The sequence below is a fragment of the Pseudoalteromonas sp. KAN5 genome (assembly GCF_022846535.1).
Taxonomy (GTDB): Bacteria; Pseudomonadota; Gammaproteobacteria; order Enterobacterales; family Alteromonadaceae; genus Pseudoalteromonas; species Pseudoalteromonas haloplanktis.
In genome coordinates this window covers 1,047,880-1,063,694 of sequence record NZ_AP025589.1, presented here as the reverse complement: position 1 = coordinate 1,063,694, position 15,815 = coordinate 1,047,880, and the positions used below count along the sequence as shown (strand labels likewise).

General features: G+C 40.3%; 15 protein-coding genes and 1 tRNA gene. 7 read left to right on the top strand and 9 right to left on the bottom strand.

Annotation, left to right across the window (positions count from 1 at the left end):
- The 3 genes from ruvC to KAN5_RS04570 all read right to left on the bottom strand — a co-directional run bounded on the left by ruvC (position 1) and on the right by KAN5_RS04570 (position 3,840).
- Positions 1–525, bottom strand: a complete 525-nt coding sequence (ruvC, locus tag KAN5_RS04580; protein ID WP_016707375.1) for a crossover junction endodeoxyribonuclease RuvC — start codon at positions 523–525, stop codon at positions 1–3.
- A gap of 110 nt (positions 526–635) precedes the next feature.
- Complete coding sequence (locus KAN5_RS04575) at positions 636–3,137, bottom strand: FtsX-like permease family protein (protein WP_016707376.1); 2,502 nt, start codon at positions 3,135–3,137, stop codon at positions 636–638.
- Entirely contained in the window at positions 3,127–3,840 is a 714-nt protein-coding gene (locus tag KAN5_RS04570) for an ATP-binding cassette domain-containing protein (protein WP_244390606.1), read from the bottom strand. Before KAN5_RS04570 ends, KAN5_RS04575 begins: the two co-directional genes overlap by 11 nt.
- On the opposite strand from KAN5_RS04570, the gene KAN5_RS04565 reads away from it, so the two are divergent.
- Together KAN5_RS04565 and KAN5_RS04560 are read left to right on the top strand one after the other, a co-directional pair.
- A complete protein-coding gene (locus tag KAN5_RS04565) occupies positions 3,841–4,458 on the top strand; it encodes an arylesterase (protein ID WP_016707378.1) in 618 nt (205 codons plus the stop codon).
- A 99-nt stretch (positions 4,459–4,557) separates the two neighbouring features.
- Positions 4,558–4,634: transfer RNA gene (locus KAN5_RS04560), tRNA-Pro, on the top strand.
- A gap of 609 nt (positions 4,635–5,243) precedes the next feature.
- Here the strand turns inward: KAN5_RS04560 and KAN5_RS04555 are convergent.
- The 3 genes from KAN5_RS04555 to KAN5_RS04545 form a co-directional block, all read right to left on the bottom strand.
- A complete protein-coding gene (locus KAN5_RS04555; RefSeq protein ID WP_171039043.1) occupies positions 5,244–5,414 on the bottom strand; it encodes a hypothetical protein in 171 nt (56 codons plus the stop codon).
- Positions 5,415–5,421: 7 nt separating this feature from the next.
- Positions 5,422–6,546, bottom strand: coding sequence for a PepSY domain-containing protein (locus tag KAN5_RS04550; RefSeq protein ID WP_016707380.1), 1,125 nt, complete (start codon positions 6,544–6,546; stop codon positions 5,422–5,424).
- Positions 6,547–6,713: 167 nt separating this feature from the next.
- The gene (locus KAN5_RS04545; RefSeq protein WP_244390605.1) at positions 6,714–8,840 is read right to left on the bottom strand and encodes a TonB-dependent siderophore receptor; all 2,127 of its coding nucleotides are present in this window, start codon (positions 8,838–8,840) and stop codon (positions 6,714–6,716) included.
- Between the two features lie 441 nt (positions 8,841–9,281).
- Between KAN5_RS04545 and sbcB the strand changes: the two genes are divergently transcribed.
- The gene (gene sbcB, locus KAN5_RS04540) at positions 9,282–10,727 is read left to right on the top strand and encodes an exodeoxyribonuclease I (RefSeq protein WP_138555884.1); all 1,446 of its coding nucleotides are present in this window, start codon (positions 9,282–9,284) and stop codon (positions 10,725–10,727) included.
- A 154-nt stretch (positions 10,728–10,881) separates the two neighbouring features.
- Here the strand turns inward: sbcB and KAN5_RS04535 are convergent, their stop codons facing one another.
- Entirely contained in the window at positions 10,882–11,763 is an 882-nt protein-coding gene (locus KAN5_RS04535; protein ID WP_244390604.1) for an NAD(P)-dependent oxidoreductase, read from the bottom strand.
- A gap of 122 nt (positions 11,764–11,885) precedes the next feature.
- On the opposite strand from KAN5_RS04535, the gene KAN5_RS04530 reads away from it, so the two are divergent.
- From KAN5_RS04530 to KAN5_RS04515, 4 genes are all read left to right on the top strand, one after another.
- The gene (locus KAN5_RS04530; RefSeq protein WP_016707384.1) at positions 11,886–12,407 is read left to right on the top strand and encodes a redoxin domain-containing protein; all 522 of its coding nucleotides are present in this window, start codon (positions 11,886–11,888) and stop codon (positions 12,405–12,407) included.
- Positions 12,373–13,353 (top strand): 2-hydroxyacid dehydrogenase, encoded by a 981-nt coding sequence (locus KAN5_RS04525; RefSeq protein WP_016707385.1) that lies wholly within the window; start codon positions 12,373–12,375, stop codon positions 13,351–13,353. The genes KAN5_RS04530 and KAN5_RS04525 overlap by 35 nt, the downstream gene beginning before the upstream one ends.
- A 402-nt stretch (positions 13,354–13,755) precedes the next feature.
- The gene (locus KAN5_RS04520) at positions 13,756–14,187 is read left to right on the top strand and encodes a hypothetical protein (RefSeq protein WP_244390603.1); all 432 of its coding nucleotides are present in this window, start codon (positions 13,756–13,758) and stop codon (positions 14,185–14,187) included.
- 53 nt (positions 14,188–14,240) lie between these two features.
- Complete coding sequence (locus KAN5_RS04515; protein WP_244390602.1) at positions 14,241–14,729, top strand: hypothetical protein; 489 nt, start codon at positions 14,241–14,243, stop codon at positions 14,727–14,729.
- A 180-nt stretch (positions 14,730–14,909) separates the two neighbouring features.
- On the opposite strand, the gene KAN5_RS04510 is transcribed toward KAN5_RS04515, so the two are convergent.
- Entirely contained in the window at positions 14,910–15,389 is a 480-nt protein-coding gene (locus tag KAN5_RS04510) for a zinc-ribbon domain containing protein (protein ID WP_244390601.1), read from the bottom strand.
- A gap of 5 nt (positions 15,390–15,394) precedes the next feature.
- Positions 15,395–15,799 carry a biotin/lipoyl-containing protein gene (locus tag KAN5_RS04505; protein ID WP_138554404.1) on the bottom strand — a complete coding sequence of 135 codons (405 nt, stop codon included), beginning with the start codon at positions 15,797–15,799 and terminating at the stop codon, positions 15,395–15,397.
- Positions 15,800–15,815 lie beyond the last annotated feature (16 nt).

Here is a 15,815-nt window from a genome sequence, read left to right as displayed (position 1 = left end):
TTATTTCCTTAATCGTCCTCTAACGGTTTTACTGGCACTGCCCGCTAGTTTTATTAAATTTTGATCTGAATGAGCATGGCATATTGCAATTGCCAATGCATCGGCGGCGTCTGCTTGCGGGGTACCAGGCAATTTTAAAATATTTTTAACCATGTGCTGTACTTGGCTTTTATCGGCACCACCATTACCCACTACGGCTTGTTTTATTTGCCGCGCAGAATACTCAAAAACGGGCAGTTCTGCGATAGCTGCGCCTACTATTGCCGCACCACGGGCTTGCCCCAGCTTTAATGCTGAATCTGGGTTATGCGCCATAAACACTTTTTCGATAGCGAAGTGATCCGGCGAAAATTGCTCAATCAGTTGACTAACACCTTGGTAAATCATTTTTAATCGAATGGGAAAATCATGATCAGCCAATTTAATACAGCCACTACCTAAATAAGTAAATTTAGCCCCTTGATGGGCAATTACCCCATAACCAGTTAAACGCGAGCCAGGATCAATCCCTAAAATAATAGCCAATACGTGCCCAATCAGTATAAATAATTAATTGCAGTAATAATGCCAGAGCACTGTATAAATTACCAGTGCAAAAAAGCCCGTAAAAACGGGCTTGTTCAATTGCTAACCTGTTAGGCTAAAGAGCGCAGCAAACCTTGAGTATTTTTACGCATGGTTCGGGCTATCATGAAGTAACCTAGAGATGCTACAAACATGCCCCCTACTATTGGCCCAATTAACCAAATATGTGGGTGCAGCTTACCGGCTAAATCGAACATCTCACGTTGCACGATTAATAAGGCAACATCGCTAACCAACGCAGCTACGAAGCCTGCTGCGCTGCCGAGTAATAAAAATTCATACAAGGTCGCATTTTTTATTAACCGTCCTTTTGCCCCTAAGGTACGCAATATAACAATTTCTTGCATCCGCTCACCCAAGCTTGCTTGTACTTGTGAGATCAATACTAAGCCGCCGCACAACACCACAATCGCCAATACAAAACCAATTGCTAGGGATACTTGCGAAATAGTTGAGCGTATTTGAGTGACAAAACTATCTACGTCGATGGCGTTGATGGTTGGGTAACTACGTAATAATTGACTAAAGTCGCGTTTTTGTTCGGCATTAATTCGTACCGATGAAATATAGGTTGCCGGAAAATCCGCTAAAACATCAGGACTTAAAATAATAAAGAAGTTAGGCTTTAGTGTTGCCCAATTCACTTTACGAACACTGGTAATTTTGGCATCAAACGACTGTGCACCGATTAAAAAGGTCAAGGTATCACCAAGTTTTACATCTAAGCGCTCAAGCATAGACTCTTCTATTGACGCCTCCGCGGTCGCGTTATCAGCAAACCACTTACCATCAATGATCTCATTTTGTGCAGGCGCTTGCTCAAGCCAAGTAAGATTAAGCTCGCGACCTATACCTGAGCGGGCTTCTTCGTCTTTCTTTTCGTTATCTTGTAATGACACTTCACGGGCAACCAGTTCGCCATTCACTGCGTTTACACGCCCTCGCACAGTTGGATAAAAGTCAGACACCTGAATGTTCTTTTGTTCTAAAAACGCATTAACATCTGGTAATTCTGTTTCAGTGATATTAACCAAAAAGGCATTTGGCGCGTCGCTAGGTAGTTGCGACTGCCAATCCGCGATCATATCGTTTTTAAGTACCACTAAAAATAACAGCAGTTTTATAGCAAGTGAAAAACTGATCAACTGCACCGCATTGGCATTGGCACGTTTTTGAATAGAGGCAATCGCAAGTGACCAGCTACTACCTGGACGCAGGCCTAACTTACGACCACCACCGAAGATCAACCGCGAGAGCAAAAATAAGATAGCGATTAAAATCAACGTTGATACAAATAAAATAGCGGTGATTTTTAAGTTATTACTAAATAGCCACATGAGTAAAAATACCGTCACAGCCGACATGCCTAAATGCACTTTACTCACTAACAACTTATCGCCCAAGTTACGGCGTAATACTCTAAGCGGTGGAATATCAAATAAGTCTAATAACGGTTTGATTGAAAACATCACGGCACATATTACACCGGTGCTGATCGCGACAAACCAAGGTTTTAAACCCGCCGCAGGCAAAGTGTTATTCATTGATTTTGCCAAATAGCCAGTGGCAATTTCTTGTAAGCCATAACCAATTGCTAAACCAAGGATCACCGATAAACCACACACTAAAGATAAGTGCAGTAAGTAGATTTTGCGGATCATCGCGCGGCTACCGCCGAGCGTTTTCATCATCGCAACAGGGTCATATTGGCGCTCACAATAACGTTTAGCCGACACCGCAATGGCCACTGCCGCTAAAATAATCCCTAATAACCCCGCGAGTAATAAAAAACTTTCAGCGCGGTTTAAGCTATTAGCAATAGGCGATTGTCTGTCTTTTACTCCATACCATTGCTGGTTTTCTTTTATTTGTGGCTTTAGCCACCCATAAAAGTCGCTAATATCACCTTCATCGCCGCTGTACAATTGACGGTAAAAAACACGGCTGCCAGGTTGAATAACTTCAGTTTTTTCTACGTCTTGATTGTTTAACAACACACGACGACTGCTCGAAAAAATATTAAATGGCGCATCCGGCTCTTCAACTAGCACTTTTTCGATATTAAATTGTGCAGCCCCTAGCTCAACGGTATCACCCACTTTTACATTTAACGCATAAAATACCGATTCACTGAACCACACATTACCCACCGATGGTCCCTGCGTAGCAACTTCTATCTCACCAGTTAAACTACTTTTGACTTTAAGCTCACCTTTTAGGGGGTAATGCTCCGATACTGCCTTCACTGAGCTTAATTGCATTTCATCATTAGCAAATAACATAGTATCAAAGTAAGTTAACTGCGCGGTTTGCAAATTATACTCGCTGGCTTTCGTTAAATACTCATCGGGTAGCACATGATTACTTGCCAACACACGATCAGCAGCAATAAAGGCACTGCTTTTTTGCGCAATGCTTTGCCCTATTCGGTCAGTTACCATAGAAAGTGTTAATACCGTCAATACCGCCAGCGATATTGCCGCACAGATCACCGTGAGTTCACCACGGCGAAACTCACGACTAAATAATTTTAACGCTAATTTAGCCCACATTCGCCACAGCCTCATTGGTATTTTTAACTAATTGCCCCGCTTCAATTTGCAAAACATGCTGACATTTCGCAGCCAGCGCTTCGTCATGGGTGACTAACACTAAGGTAGTGCCGTGCATTTTATTAAGGTCGAATAACAATGATTCTATTAATTTACCATTTTTGCTATCAAGGTTAGCGGACGGCTCATCTGCGAATAATATTTTGGGCGTGCCAATAAATGCTCGAGCAATAGCAACACGTTGTTGCTCGCCACCAGAGAGTTGCGATGGGTAATGCTCAACACGATGACTCAAGCCCACTTTTTCAAGTAACTCAAGTGCCTGCTGTTTGGCATTTTTTTCGCCTGCAAGCTCAGCAGGTAGCATTACGTTTTCAAGTGCGGTTAAACTCTGCACTAACATGAAAGATTGAAATACAAAACCCACTTTAGCTGCTCTGAGTGCTGCACGTGCTTCTTCATCAAGTTCATGCAATGGCTCGCCGTCTAAATAAATTGAACCTTGCGTTGACTGATCCAGACCTGCTAGTAAACTAAGTAAGGTTGACTTGCCAGAGCCAGATGTACCAACCACCGCCACTGAATCCCCAGACTTGACATTAAAGGTGATGTCGCTGAGGATGGGCAAATCCCCTTCAAGGGTAGTAACCGTTTTTGAAAGATCTTTAGCCTGAATAATATTTAATTGAGATAGCGCTGACATATGATGTATTCAATCCTACGTTTTATATTCGTTTTACTGTTAGTAATCAAACCACTTACTGCAGCAGCTGACAACACAATTTTAATTTTAGGAGACAGTTTAAGTGCCGCCTACGGGTTAAAACAAGAACAAGGCTGGGTTCAGTTGTTACAAGATAAATATGATGCTGAACAAGCATCTATACAACTGATCAATGCCAGTATCAGTGGCGAAACCACCGGTGGCGCACTGCGTCGTTTAGACGCTCTACTCAATGAATTTCAACCTAGCCATGTACTTATCGAGCTCGGTGGTAACGACGGCCTACGTGGCTTTCCAATTAAACGGCTGAAAGAAAACCTAACAAGTTTAGTCAATAAGAGCAAACAAGCCGATGCCAAAGTAGCAATTATGGAAATACACATTCCACCTAACTATGGACCACGTTATACCGGGCAATTTACCGCAAGTTTTGCCACTATTGCTGATGAAACCGATAGCCATTTAATGCCGTTTTTCGTGCTTGATATCGCTGCAGATAAAAACCTAATGCAAAACGACAACATACACCCTAACAAAACTGCTCAACCTATGCTACGAGATACGATGTATAAATCGATCAATGACTGGATAAACTAACCGCAGAAAATTTATTTCGCTTAGTACGTTTAATAAATGTTCAAATAAACAAAAGCTTATTGATTTTTGAAAAAATATACGTACTATTGCTTGCAACGTCGGTATGTAGCGCAGCTTGGTAGCGCACTGTCATGGGGTGGCAGGGGTCGAGAGTTCGAATCTCTCCATACCGACCATTTATTTCCCTTAAATCTCCTGCACTTACACTAAATTGAAAGCTAACTTCTAAAACCCATTTGGATACGCTTTGTAATTCACGTTTTCATATGTCTTTTTAGTTTTTACTTAAACTGACAAAACCATGACTGAGTTAATTAGTCTTTAACTGCTCAACATCTTTCTCAGCAGGCATCTCATACAGTTGTTTATACCAATCGTGTTAAGTTACTGACCATTTATAGCGACAGATAAATGACGTGATAACAAGGCGTAAATTTTGACATGTATTTGTTCTACATGAAAAATTTATAACGCAGTTAGCGCTTTATTTAGCCCGCTAGAATGGTTAAATATTTAAGTCGATTGGTATTATACTCTCTATTAAGCTCGGAGGGACTGCCATACCCTACACTGTAGCCTACTTACTCTGGGATCATTTTTCCACCGGCATTAACCGTCGAGTTCTTGGAGATAAAGTCAATTTAAGTATTGATAGGGCTGTTCTCAGTTCGTATTCTGAATTTTCTATAAAAAATAGAGCGACTCACTACATGAAAATAGAGAGCCGAATAGATATCCAGTTACGCTCTAACACAGCAGTTTAGCTGTGTATTTGGGAGTTTTTTTTACTTTAAGATATACCACGCGGTGACTATCAGGGTTGAGGCGAGCGCTAAGCTTGCAAGTAAGTCAATTTCGCCATCAACAAGCAAAGCGGCAACTATGCCTGTTATAGAAAGTATAAATAAGATAATTGGCAACTTGAAAATTTGCCAACGAGAAAGCTGTTTGGCCATCAGTAAGCTACTCCGCACTTTTTTTACTGGTTGTATTAAAATTAGTTTTTTTATTCTTTTGATACCAAAGGTACAGCCCACTGCCTAGAATAATAATGGTGATGATATCAAGTATTGCCCATAATATTTTAAGAAATAATCCCCCATAGTCTCCAAAATGCAGTGGCCTTGATAAAGAGAGTACTTTGCCATACCAAGGCATTTCAGTTAGTCCAATTACGTCACCATTAGTTGCATCAACCAATACAGGAGTAATAAGCTCCTTTGTTAATGGCGTATTGCCATGCAAGAAAATGGCGTAATGCTGATTACTTGAAAATTTACTACCAGGGAAGGCAACAAACTGTAAGGTCATATTTGGTGCGATTAACTTGGCTTGTTTAACGGCCTCAGTTAATGAAGCGCTAGGCTCAACAATAGCTCCACCTTGGTGCTCAGACAACAACTGCTTTAAATTATTATCCCTCCAAGTATCTAAAATGGGTTCTTCAAGTGTATTAATAACCCCTGTTACCCCCACAACTAACACCCAAGCAACAGTAACAATTCCAAATAAATTATGGTAATCCAACCACTTATGCCGTGTTGATTTATGTCGGCGTATTGTTCCAAAATTAAGTTTGCGCATATATTGACGGTATATAACTACGCCGCTGATAGTTGATATTACAAATAAAACACCCATTGCCCCTAGAAACAACATACCGGGTAAACCTAAGAACATATCGGTATGTAATTGTAAAATAAACTCCATCACAGATTCGCCCACATCTGATGGCGGTACTAACTCACCACTGGTTAGATCATAGGAAGCGAAATGCATCTCACTGCTCGGCGCATCTGCTGTTGGGCCACTTGTTATATTAATGACCGGGCGCAGAATATCAAAACTCATATAAATAGCTTGCTCACCTTCACGATTCGTAAGGGCTATCTCAAGTATTTCATCTAGGGTTAAATGCTCTGCTTGTGGGTATTTAGGTTGCCATACATCGGGGTTTAACGCTTCATCAATTTCATCATGAAAGATCAGTGGCAAACCCGTTATGCACAACATCAATAAGAAAAGTGTGCAAATCAAGCTCGTCCATTTATGCACTAATTCCCATACTTTTACTGTAGATGCCCGCATTTATATAAACCTAATGAAATAAAAATCTAATAATATCATGATACGAATTCAATAAAATATTACTTTAATATAATTACTCTAATTTGAGAAAAGAGATGGATGGTAGTTCACAAAATGTAATATGCCCTATTCAGCGTAAACGGAAATAGGGCATATTACAGGAGTTATTAAAAGGAATAATTAAAGCTCAGATTATAGTTTTTAGGAACGCCGTAGCGATATTGATCACGTGAAGCGACTCGACTGTAATATTCTTCATCGAGTAGGTTATTAACATTTAGCTGTACTTGCATATTGCTATTAATATCGTAACGAGCCATAAAGTTAACTAACGCGTAAGCGCCCTGCTCTACACTTTGTCCATAGGTTTTGCTCTGCCAATTAATGCCGCCGCCAATAGTTAAATCAGGGTGTAAACTAATTAGTCTATAGGTTGTAAATAATTTAAACTGCTTGCGTGGCATTTGAGTATTCACTTTAACATCATCAGCATCTTCAGCTTCGAACTGAGAATAACCAGCGTTAATATTCCAACCATCTACAGGCTGTCCTACAACCTCAAATTCAAAACCTCTACTTGTTGCACCTTCTGCTGCACGTTGCGCTTGTGAATTTACAGTGCCAGGAATTATGAAGCCAGGATCCGCTTGCGCTACGTTATCTTGCTCAATCGTATACAGCGCAAGGTTGGTATGAAACATATCATCTAAGAAGCTGCTTTTAAGACCCGCTTCATAACTTTTACCTTCAATTGGCGCTAAAAAGTCACCATTTCGGTCTTGAGCACTTTGCGGTTTAAATATTTCTGTGTAACTAATATACACACGGTGATTTTGCGTTAAATCATAAAGGGCACCAGTATATGGAATGAAAACACCCGTATCGCCAAATTCAGTGTCAACACTGTAGTTGCTTCCTTTGCGCTCCCAGCTGGCAATGCGCCCACCGACAATGACTTTAAATGAATCACTCACCGATAGCCTAGTAGCACCATATAGTCCTTTTTGCTCGGTATCCATGTCTACATCGACTATCTCTTCATCGCCCCAAGTTGGCTCTGCAAAACTGCCATCCCATTCAAAAAAGTTACCTACATCCGCAATATCACCAAGCGTTTCGTAAGATGTCGAGACAGTAGATTGCTTGCTATATAAAGCACCTAGTACAAATTCATGTTGTTGTGAAAAAAACGAATAATCACCTTTCAACTGAAAATCAATACTATCTTGATCGCTGTCGCCTTTACTTTTATAAAGAGAGCTACCGAGCCCTTCACCCGTTTCTTTATCAACAGTACCCCATAAATAAACTAGCTTTGACTCCTTCATATATTTGATTTTGTTGTAGTTAGCAACTAATTCCCAACCATTACTAAGTACATGGTTTAAATTAACGAACAAATTAGTATTCTCTGTATCCCACTCACTCCAGTCTGTAGCTGTCGTTTTAGATATTTCCCAATCAGTTTTTGTACCATCTGAATAAAAACCTGGGAGATTACCCCAGGTTGGTGAAGTAGGCGTATTCTTTTGATAACTTCCACCAAAACGTATGAGCGTATTTTCGGTTAAGTCAGCTTCAATAACTCCGTACAAGACTTTAGTTTCATCTTGATATAAATCCATGTGGGAGTCGCTTTCTTCATATTTCGCCACTACCCGACCACGAACTGAACCAGAATCATTCAGGCCTGTAGCTATATCAGCTTTGATCTCTCTGTTGTCCCAGCTACCAATCGCGGCACTCACATTTCCTGTTAGTTCCGTACTTGTTGCATGCTTTCTAACTAGGTTAATCGATGCAGACGGATCACCAACGCCAGTGAGTAAGCCCGTAGCGCCTCTAACAAACTCAACACGTTCGTAAATGGAAACATCGCTGATTGTTTCACCCGAGTTGGCAGCCAGGCTCCACGCTATTGGCACTTCATCTATTTGGTAGTTACTAATTTCAAAACCACGAGAACTTAAATTATTTCTTACATTATCAAATGCTTCAGATGACACACCTACAGCGCTGTTAACAGTATCGATTATTGTATCAAGTGCCTGATCTTGAATTTGCTGTTTGGTAATAACAGTAACTGATTGCGGTGTTTCACGCAGGGTTAAACCTAAGCCCGTCGCAGTATCAACGACTTCATTCACTGTAAATGATCCAGTAACAGTAATTGTTTCAAGGCTGCCTTTTTCTGCTGGTTTTATTGTGGTTGAGTCTTGGGCTAAAATCGGTGATGAAGTGACTATTAAAGAAATAGCAGCGGATAAAGGTAATAATTTAAATGAATTAAGCATTTACATACTTTCCTAGGGGAAAAAGCAATTAGTTTAATTAACCAACTAATTAAAGAGCAAAAGAATTAGGGGCGGCATGTTAATACAAATGGTTTCTATTATCAACGTATAGATATGTAAATAGTGCAAACAAAAGCGCTCCAAGTGCCTATTTTAAATACATATTTGTGAGAATAGAGCCTTGTAACTACGATGTTCGGCAGTACGGATTTTTTATGCATAAGCATTGAAAAAGCCCTGTAAAAGTGAACTTGATTAAATATTAAATTAATCTGCTGTACCGAGAGCTATACCTAACTACAAACGGTTTAATATACGTACCATCATTTCATCATCCAAACCTATAAAGTCCTCCGTCGCTGTGCCATAATCTAAATAATTCATGAATTTAGTAACTTGGCGGTTTTTCAACCGTATCGAGCTAACTTAAAGGGTTTTTACATGGCTTATCAAGAGCAAAATCAAGCAACAATTTATTGGCACGATTATGAGACGTGGGGGGCGAGCCCACAAAAGGATAAGCCCAGTCAGTTTGCGGGTATTCGTACCGATCTTGATTTAAACATTATTGGTGAGCCGTTAATTGAATATTGCAAACCGGTGGCTGATTATTTACCTCATCCTGAGGCGTGTTTGATCACTGGAATTACCCCGCAAGTAGCGATGAAAAAAGGTTTAGTGGAAGCTGAATTTATTGCCAAGATCCATGCTGAGTTTAGCGTACCTAATACTTGCGTAGCCGGTTATAATAGTATTCGTTTTGATGATGAAGTAAGCCGTTATAGCTTTTACCGCAACTTTTATGACCCATACGAGCGCGAATATAAAAATAATAACAGTCGCTGGGATATTATTGATTTAGTACGTGCTTGTTATGCGCTGCGCCCTGAGGGCATTGAATGGCCGCTCAAAGAAGATGGCAGCCCAAGCTTTAAGCTGGAGCATTTAACCGTTGCCAATGGTATTGAACACGCTGCGGCTCACGATGCACTTTCTGATGTAACCGCCACCATTGCCTTGGCTAAACTTATCAAAGAAAAGCAGCCTAAATTGTATAACTTCTTTTTTAGTTTACGTGGTAAAAAAGCCCTAGCTGAACTTGTTGATGTATTTAATATGACGCCGCTGGTACATACCTCATCGCGCATTCCTGCCACGCAAGGCTGTACCAGTTGGATTGCGCCGATGAGCTTTCATCCGACGAATAAAAATGCCGTGGTGTGTTTTAATTTAACCGAAGACCCACAAGTATTAATTGATTTATCAGTAGAAGAATTACGTACCCGCCTTTACACAAAACGCAGCGAACTGGGTGAAGATGAACTCCCTGTTGGTTTAAAACTGGTGCACTTAAACAAATGCCCTATTTTGGCGCCAGCTAAAACGTTATTACCTGAAAATGCCGCCCGTTTAGGTATTGACCGCGAGCAATGTTTAAAAAACCTTGCCGTATTAAAAGCCAACCCAAGCCTTCGCGATAAAGTCACTGAAGTATTTAACGACAAAGCCGATTACGGCAAAACCACTAACACGGATTACATGCTGTATGATGGCTTTACTAGCCATGCCGATAAAGCTAAGTTTGCCATTATTCGCGATGCCAGTCCTGAACAATTAGCGGGTATGAAGCTTGATTTTGAAGATAAGAAGTTTGATAACTTATTATTTAAGTATCGTGCGCGTAACTGGCCGCAATCGCTAAATCAGGATGAGCTTGATCAATGGCGTCAATACTGCCAAAACAAATTAATGCATGGTGAAGATCAACCGTCGATCAGCGCACAAGATTTTATGATCACCCTCGAAAACCTTGCCCATGAGCATGACGATAATGAGAAGAACCTTACTATCCTCAAAGCGCTTTATAATTACGCACAGAGTATGTAAGCGGTAAGCGGTAAGCGGTAAGCGGTAAGCGGTAAGCGGTAAGCGGTAAGCGGTAAGCGGTAAGCGGTAAGCGGTAAGCGGTAAGCGGCTTGATGTTAATAAATAAAGCGCCTTAGTCAATATGATTTAAGGCGCTAAGCTACAATTAAAGTTATTAATTTTTATGCAGTGCTTCAATACGCGCTAACAAGCTTGACGTATCATAGCGGCCGCCACCGAGGGCTTGTACATCAGCGTAATATTGATCAACCGTTGCAGTCATCGGTAACGTAGCGCCATTGCTTTTTGCTTCATCAAGGGCAATACCTAAGTCTTTACGCATCCAATCGACTGCAAAACCAAATTCGTATTCACCCGCTAACATTGTTTTATGACGGTTCTCCATCTGCCAAGAGCCTGCCGCACCTTTTGCGATAGTCTCAATTACTTTTTCGCCATCAAGGCCTGCTTGCTTGGCAAAATGTAACCCTTCGGCTAAACCTTGCACAACACCTGCAATACAAATTTGATTCACCATTTTACATAATTGACCAGAGCCTACCTCACCCAATAATTGGCTAAAGCGACTAAATGCCGCCATCACGGGTTGTACTTTTGCAAACACCGCAGCATCACCGCCAGCCATTACCGTGAGTACACCATTTTCGGCCCCCGCTTGACCACCTGATACCGGCGCATCAATAAACGCGATGTTTTGTAATGCCGCCTTTGCAGACACTTCGCGTGCAACTTCAGCAGACGTTGTAGTGTGATCCACTAATATAGTGCCATCAGCCATGCCAGTAAGCACACCATTTTCGCCATAAACCACTGAACGTAAGTCGTCATCATTACCTACGCACATAAACACTATATCCGCGCCTTTGGCTGCAAGTGCAGGGGTAAGTGCCACTTCGCCCGAATATTGCTGTGCCCATTGCTCTGCTTTGGCTGTAGTGCGGTTGTATACGGTAACAGTATGACCTGCATTAGCTAAGTGACCCGCCATTGGATAACCCATAACACCTAAACCGATAAACGAAACATTCATTGACATAAAACTGTCCTAATTCAGTGGTAACTTAAAAAGATACTTTGATTATCTCAACCGAATAGTAAAAAAGCGAATGAAAAAGTCTTCATTAAATTTCTTCATGGACGGTTCACAGCAGGTACACTATGGATAGCATCTATCAATTCAGCGCCCCACTTTATAACGGCGAGGATTTTTCTCTTAGCCAATTAAAAGGTAAAACCATTTTAATCGTTAATACCGCCAGTAATTGCAATTTTTCGGTGCAATTAGCTGCACTAGAAAAGCTGTATCAGCAATATAAAGCCAGTGGTTTTATTGTGCTGGCATTTCCGTGTAATCAGTTTGATTACAACGAGCCGATCGACAATGCTGATATTAAAGACTTTTACCAACAACAGTTTAATGTTAGTTTTCCGGTATTTAGTAAAGTAATGGTGAATGGCCCTGAGGCTCACCCGTTATTCAATTATCTAAAAGCTCACACCCGAGGAATTGCACAAAATCGTGCTATAAAATGGAATTTTACCAAGTTTCTTATAAACTCTGAGGGACAGTTATCAGTTCGCTACGCACCGCGTACTAAACCCGAAACCTTAAAAATGGTGATAGAGAGTACCCTTAATGACGCAAATGACAATAGCGCTTTTCAGTTCGCAGAAATATGATCAGGCGTCTTTTGATGCCTGTTTACTTAACTATACAGGCATTTCCATCAGCCACTTTGAACAAGCTCTCAATGAACAAAGTGCGCTTTTGTGTCAAGGCTTTAATGCCGTTTGTGTTTTTGTAAATGATGTAGTCAATGAGGCGGTAATAAAACACATTGCCGCACTTGGTGTAACATCTATTTTACTACGCTGCGCAGGTTTTAATAACGTCGATTTAGCTGCCGCTAAAGCGCATAATATTAAAGTATGCCGCGTACCGGCCTATAGTCCAGAAGCCGTTGCCGAACACTGCATCGCATTAATGCTCACGTTAAATCGTAAAACCCATAAAGCGTATAACCGTATTCGTGAAGATAACTTTGATTTAAACGGTTTGCTTGGTTTTAACTTATTCAAAAAAACCATTGGTATTATTGGTTGTGGAAAAATTGGTCTTGCCTTAATAAATATTCTCAATGGCTTTGGTGCCAATGTATTAGTGTGTGATCCTTATGCCGAACAAGGTGAGTATACACTTTGCGACCTTGATACATTATTAAGCCAAAGTGATGTGATCTCTTTACATTGCCCGCTTAACGACCAAACACATCACCTTATTAATGAGCACGCTTTTGCTAAAATGAAGCAAGGCGCAATGCTAATTAACACCTCCCGTGGCGCGCTCATTGACAGTAAAGCGTGTATTATTGCACTGAAAAATAAGCAACTCGGTTATTTAGGACTAGACGTTTACGAGCAAGAATCTGAACTATTTTTTAAAAACCGCAGCGACGAAATCATGCAAGACGATGTTTTTTCACGATTGGTAAGCTTTCCTAACGTATTAGTCACCGGGCACCAAGGGTTTTTTACCAAAGAAGCATTAAGTGAAATAGCCCAAACTACAATACAAAACGCCCATGAAATAGCCAATCAACTCCCTCTGCGTAATGAAGTGAAATGAGGTTAGATGCTAGATGCTAGATGCTAGATGCTAGATGCTAGATGCTAGATGCTAGATCAAAGTTTAAAAACCAGAGCAGAAAAAATCAACCAACTTAGCTTTGCTAAAGGCTGTTATTAATTAAAAGCGGCCATTGAAAAAGTTAAATTTATTCCTGCTTATTTGAGTCGGAGCCTAATTTTGTCCGATAACATTATTAAACACCGTTTTGGGGTAAAATAACACGCTTAATTCCTAGCTGTTCTAATTATTTGTTTACAAATGTAATTATTGGTGAAATTATCAGGGTATGTAATATACGCCGTTTTGGTGTGTTATAAACCACCAAATGGAACTAAATAAACTTTAAGTTTTATTCTGATTTCCATGCATTTATGCAACATAAGGGACATGATACAAAGTATGATATTTAAAACATTTTTAAAGATGTTTGGCTCGAAATCTGTAATGTTTTCGACAGGATCTATTATAGTTATATCTCTATTTGGAATAGTTCACTTAGCACTTTCTTTCTATTACAAAAATTTTAACTGGCTTGGAGCATTCGGTGCGTTATTAACAATATATTCTCTTCTTTTAGGCTTTACTCATTCTGTATACCCAGACTTTGAGAAAGACTCAGAAAACCCTGTAATTAAATCTGGTGATTCCTGGATGGAACTGCCGACAATAAAAGGTGCACGTGCTAATTTAGTATCAGAAGAGTATGCGGAAAAGACAAATACTGAACACCAAAAGTTTGTGGCTAATAAATATAAAGCTTTGGTAAATATTTACATCGTATCAGTGTCGGGAACGGTATTATGGGCATATTCTGGGTTTATTAAACTATAAAAGGAAAACAGTATGATTAGTCACAATGACGAAACTGTATTCAAAGAGGTATCATGAAAAGAATTCCAGAACTTGTAGTATTCTCATCAGGTAATCAATATCAAAAAGCTGCGTCTGTACTATCTACTATAGAAGGTTGCCTCTGGGTCGCTGCGATTAATGCAGCGCTATCCATAGAGATTTATTTGAAATCATTTTTGGTCACTGATCATCAAGTTGACGGATATAAGATGCACAAAAAAGTTATCCGCGGCCATAATCTTGCTGAATTGTATTCATTAATTGATCAAGTAGACAAAGATGCATTAAAAGAAAGACTGCCGCACATAGATTTAGAGTCAAAATTAGAACTATACAAAGATATTTTTACCAACGCACGTTATATGTTTGAACCTGTCAATGTACCCTCTATAGGCTCAGGTGTTGTTTCGCTTTCAAAAGAGTTACAATTCGCTATTAGCTCGATAATTGAAGAAAGATATCCAGTCAAACAGCCACCACACTTGCAACAGGCTGTAGATCGAGCGTTAGGAAAAATGTAAACATAATCGGGTAGCCAGAGGTCTCTAACCTCCAGCCCCCAGATATTGACTTCAGACATTAAAACCCCTCAACGTCTGCAATTGACATACTTCTGACTATCAGGTTTGGTTATGTCCTGTGAATCGGATCTGACAGGTTAAGTTAGGGCTTAACAACATAGGTCACTTAAACATTGATACTTACATTTTACGAATAGCGTTTAGTTTATTTACCTTGTTGATCACACCCAAATCAAACAGTTGCTGCGCGCTGGATTTGAGTAATTGGGTTTCCTCTGGCGTGCGATATTCTTTAATGATTAAGTTTGCATAGCGAATTTGCAGCTGTTTTATTGCACGGCTTTTCTTTCTACAGTCAAAGCACTTGATTGCATGTGCATCAATCCAAAATTTTAATTGTTCAAACCAGTATTGCTGCTCTTTCGCAAAAAATATAAATGGTTTGTGACAATCGACACAGTTCTCTTCTATATCAATGTAGAGTTGCCTTGGATATACACTGTAACTTTGTTTTTCGGTTGCTGCGGGAATTGCTGTTTCTGGAAAACAGCGGACACTTTTATAGCGCCAATGGGCATTATCGATTTCTTGCTTTGTATAGCTATTACCTGAAGGAATTGGCTCGCTGCCATATAGCGGGTGGCTTACATATTTGGTCATGTTAGCTATTTCCCAAGCACAAAAAGGATAGCTAAAGCGCCGACTGCTAGAGCAATAATGAAACTTTTATTTAGTTTAGCCAACCAAGGAGAAGCAATAGCGTCTTTCTCTGAGCCATCTACTCGCGGTGGAAGCTGTTGAGCTGTGGGTCGTGCTGGCAGTTCGCTGTCGGCAAGCTGTTTTATAGTCATGACAACTTGCTCGCCAGTAACGGCATCACCATTGGCAATCGTTATATTCTCAATAATGCCACTGTAATCCGCCATAACTTCTAAAACGACTTTTTCAGTCTCAACATCAAATAGCACATCACCGGCATAGACTAGCTGACCTTCACTAACATAAAGCTTTGCGATGTCTGCTGTGCGTATTGAGTCTGGAAAGACCGGTACTTTCACATCTATGTTCATAATTCCTCCTTGGATA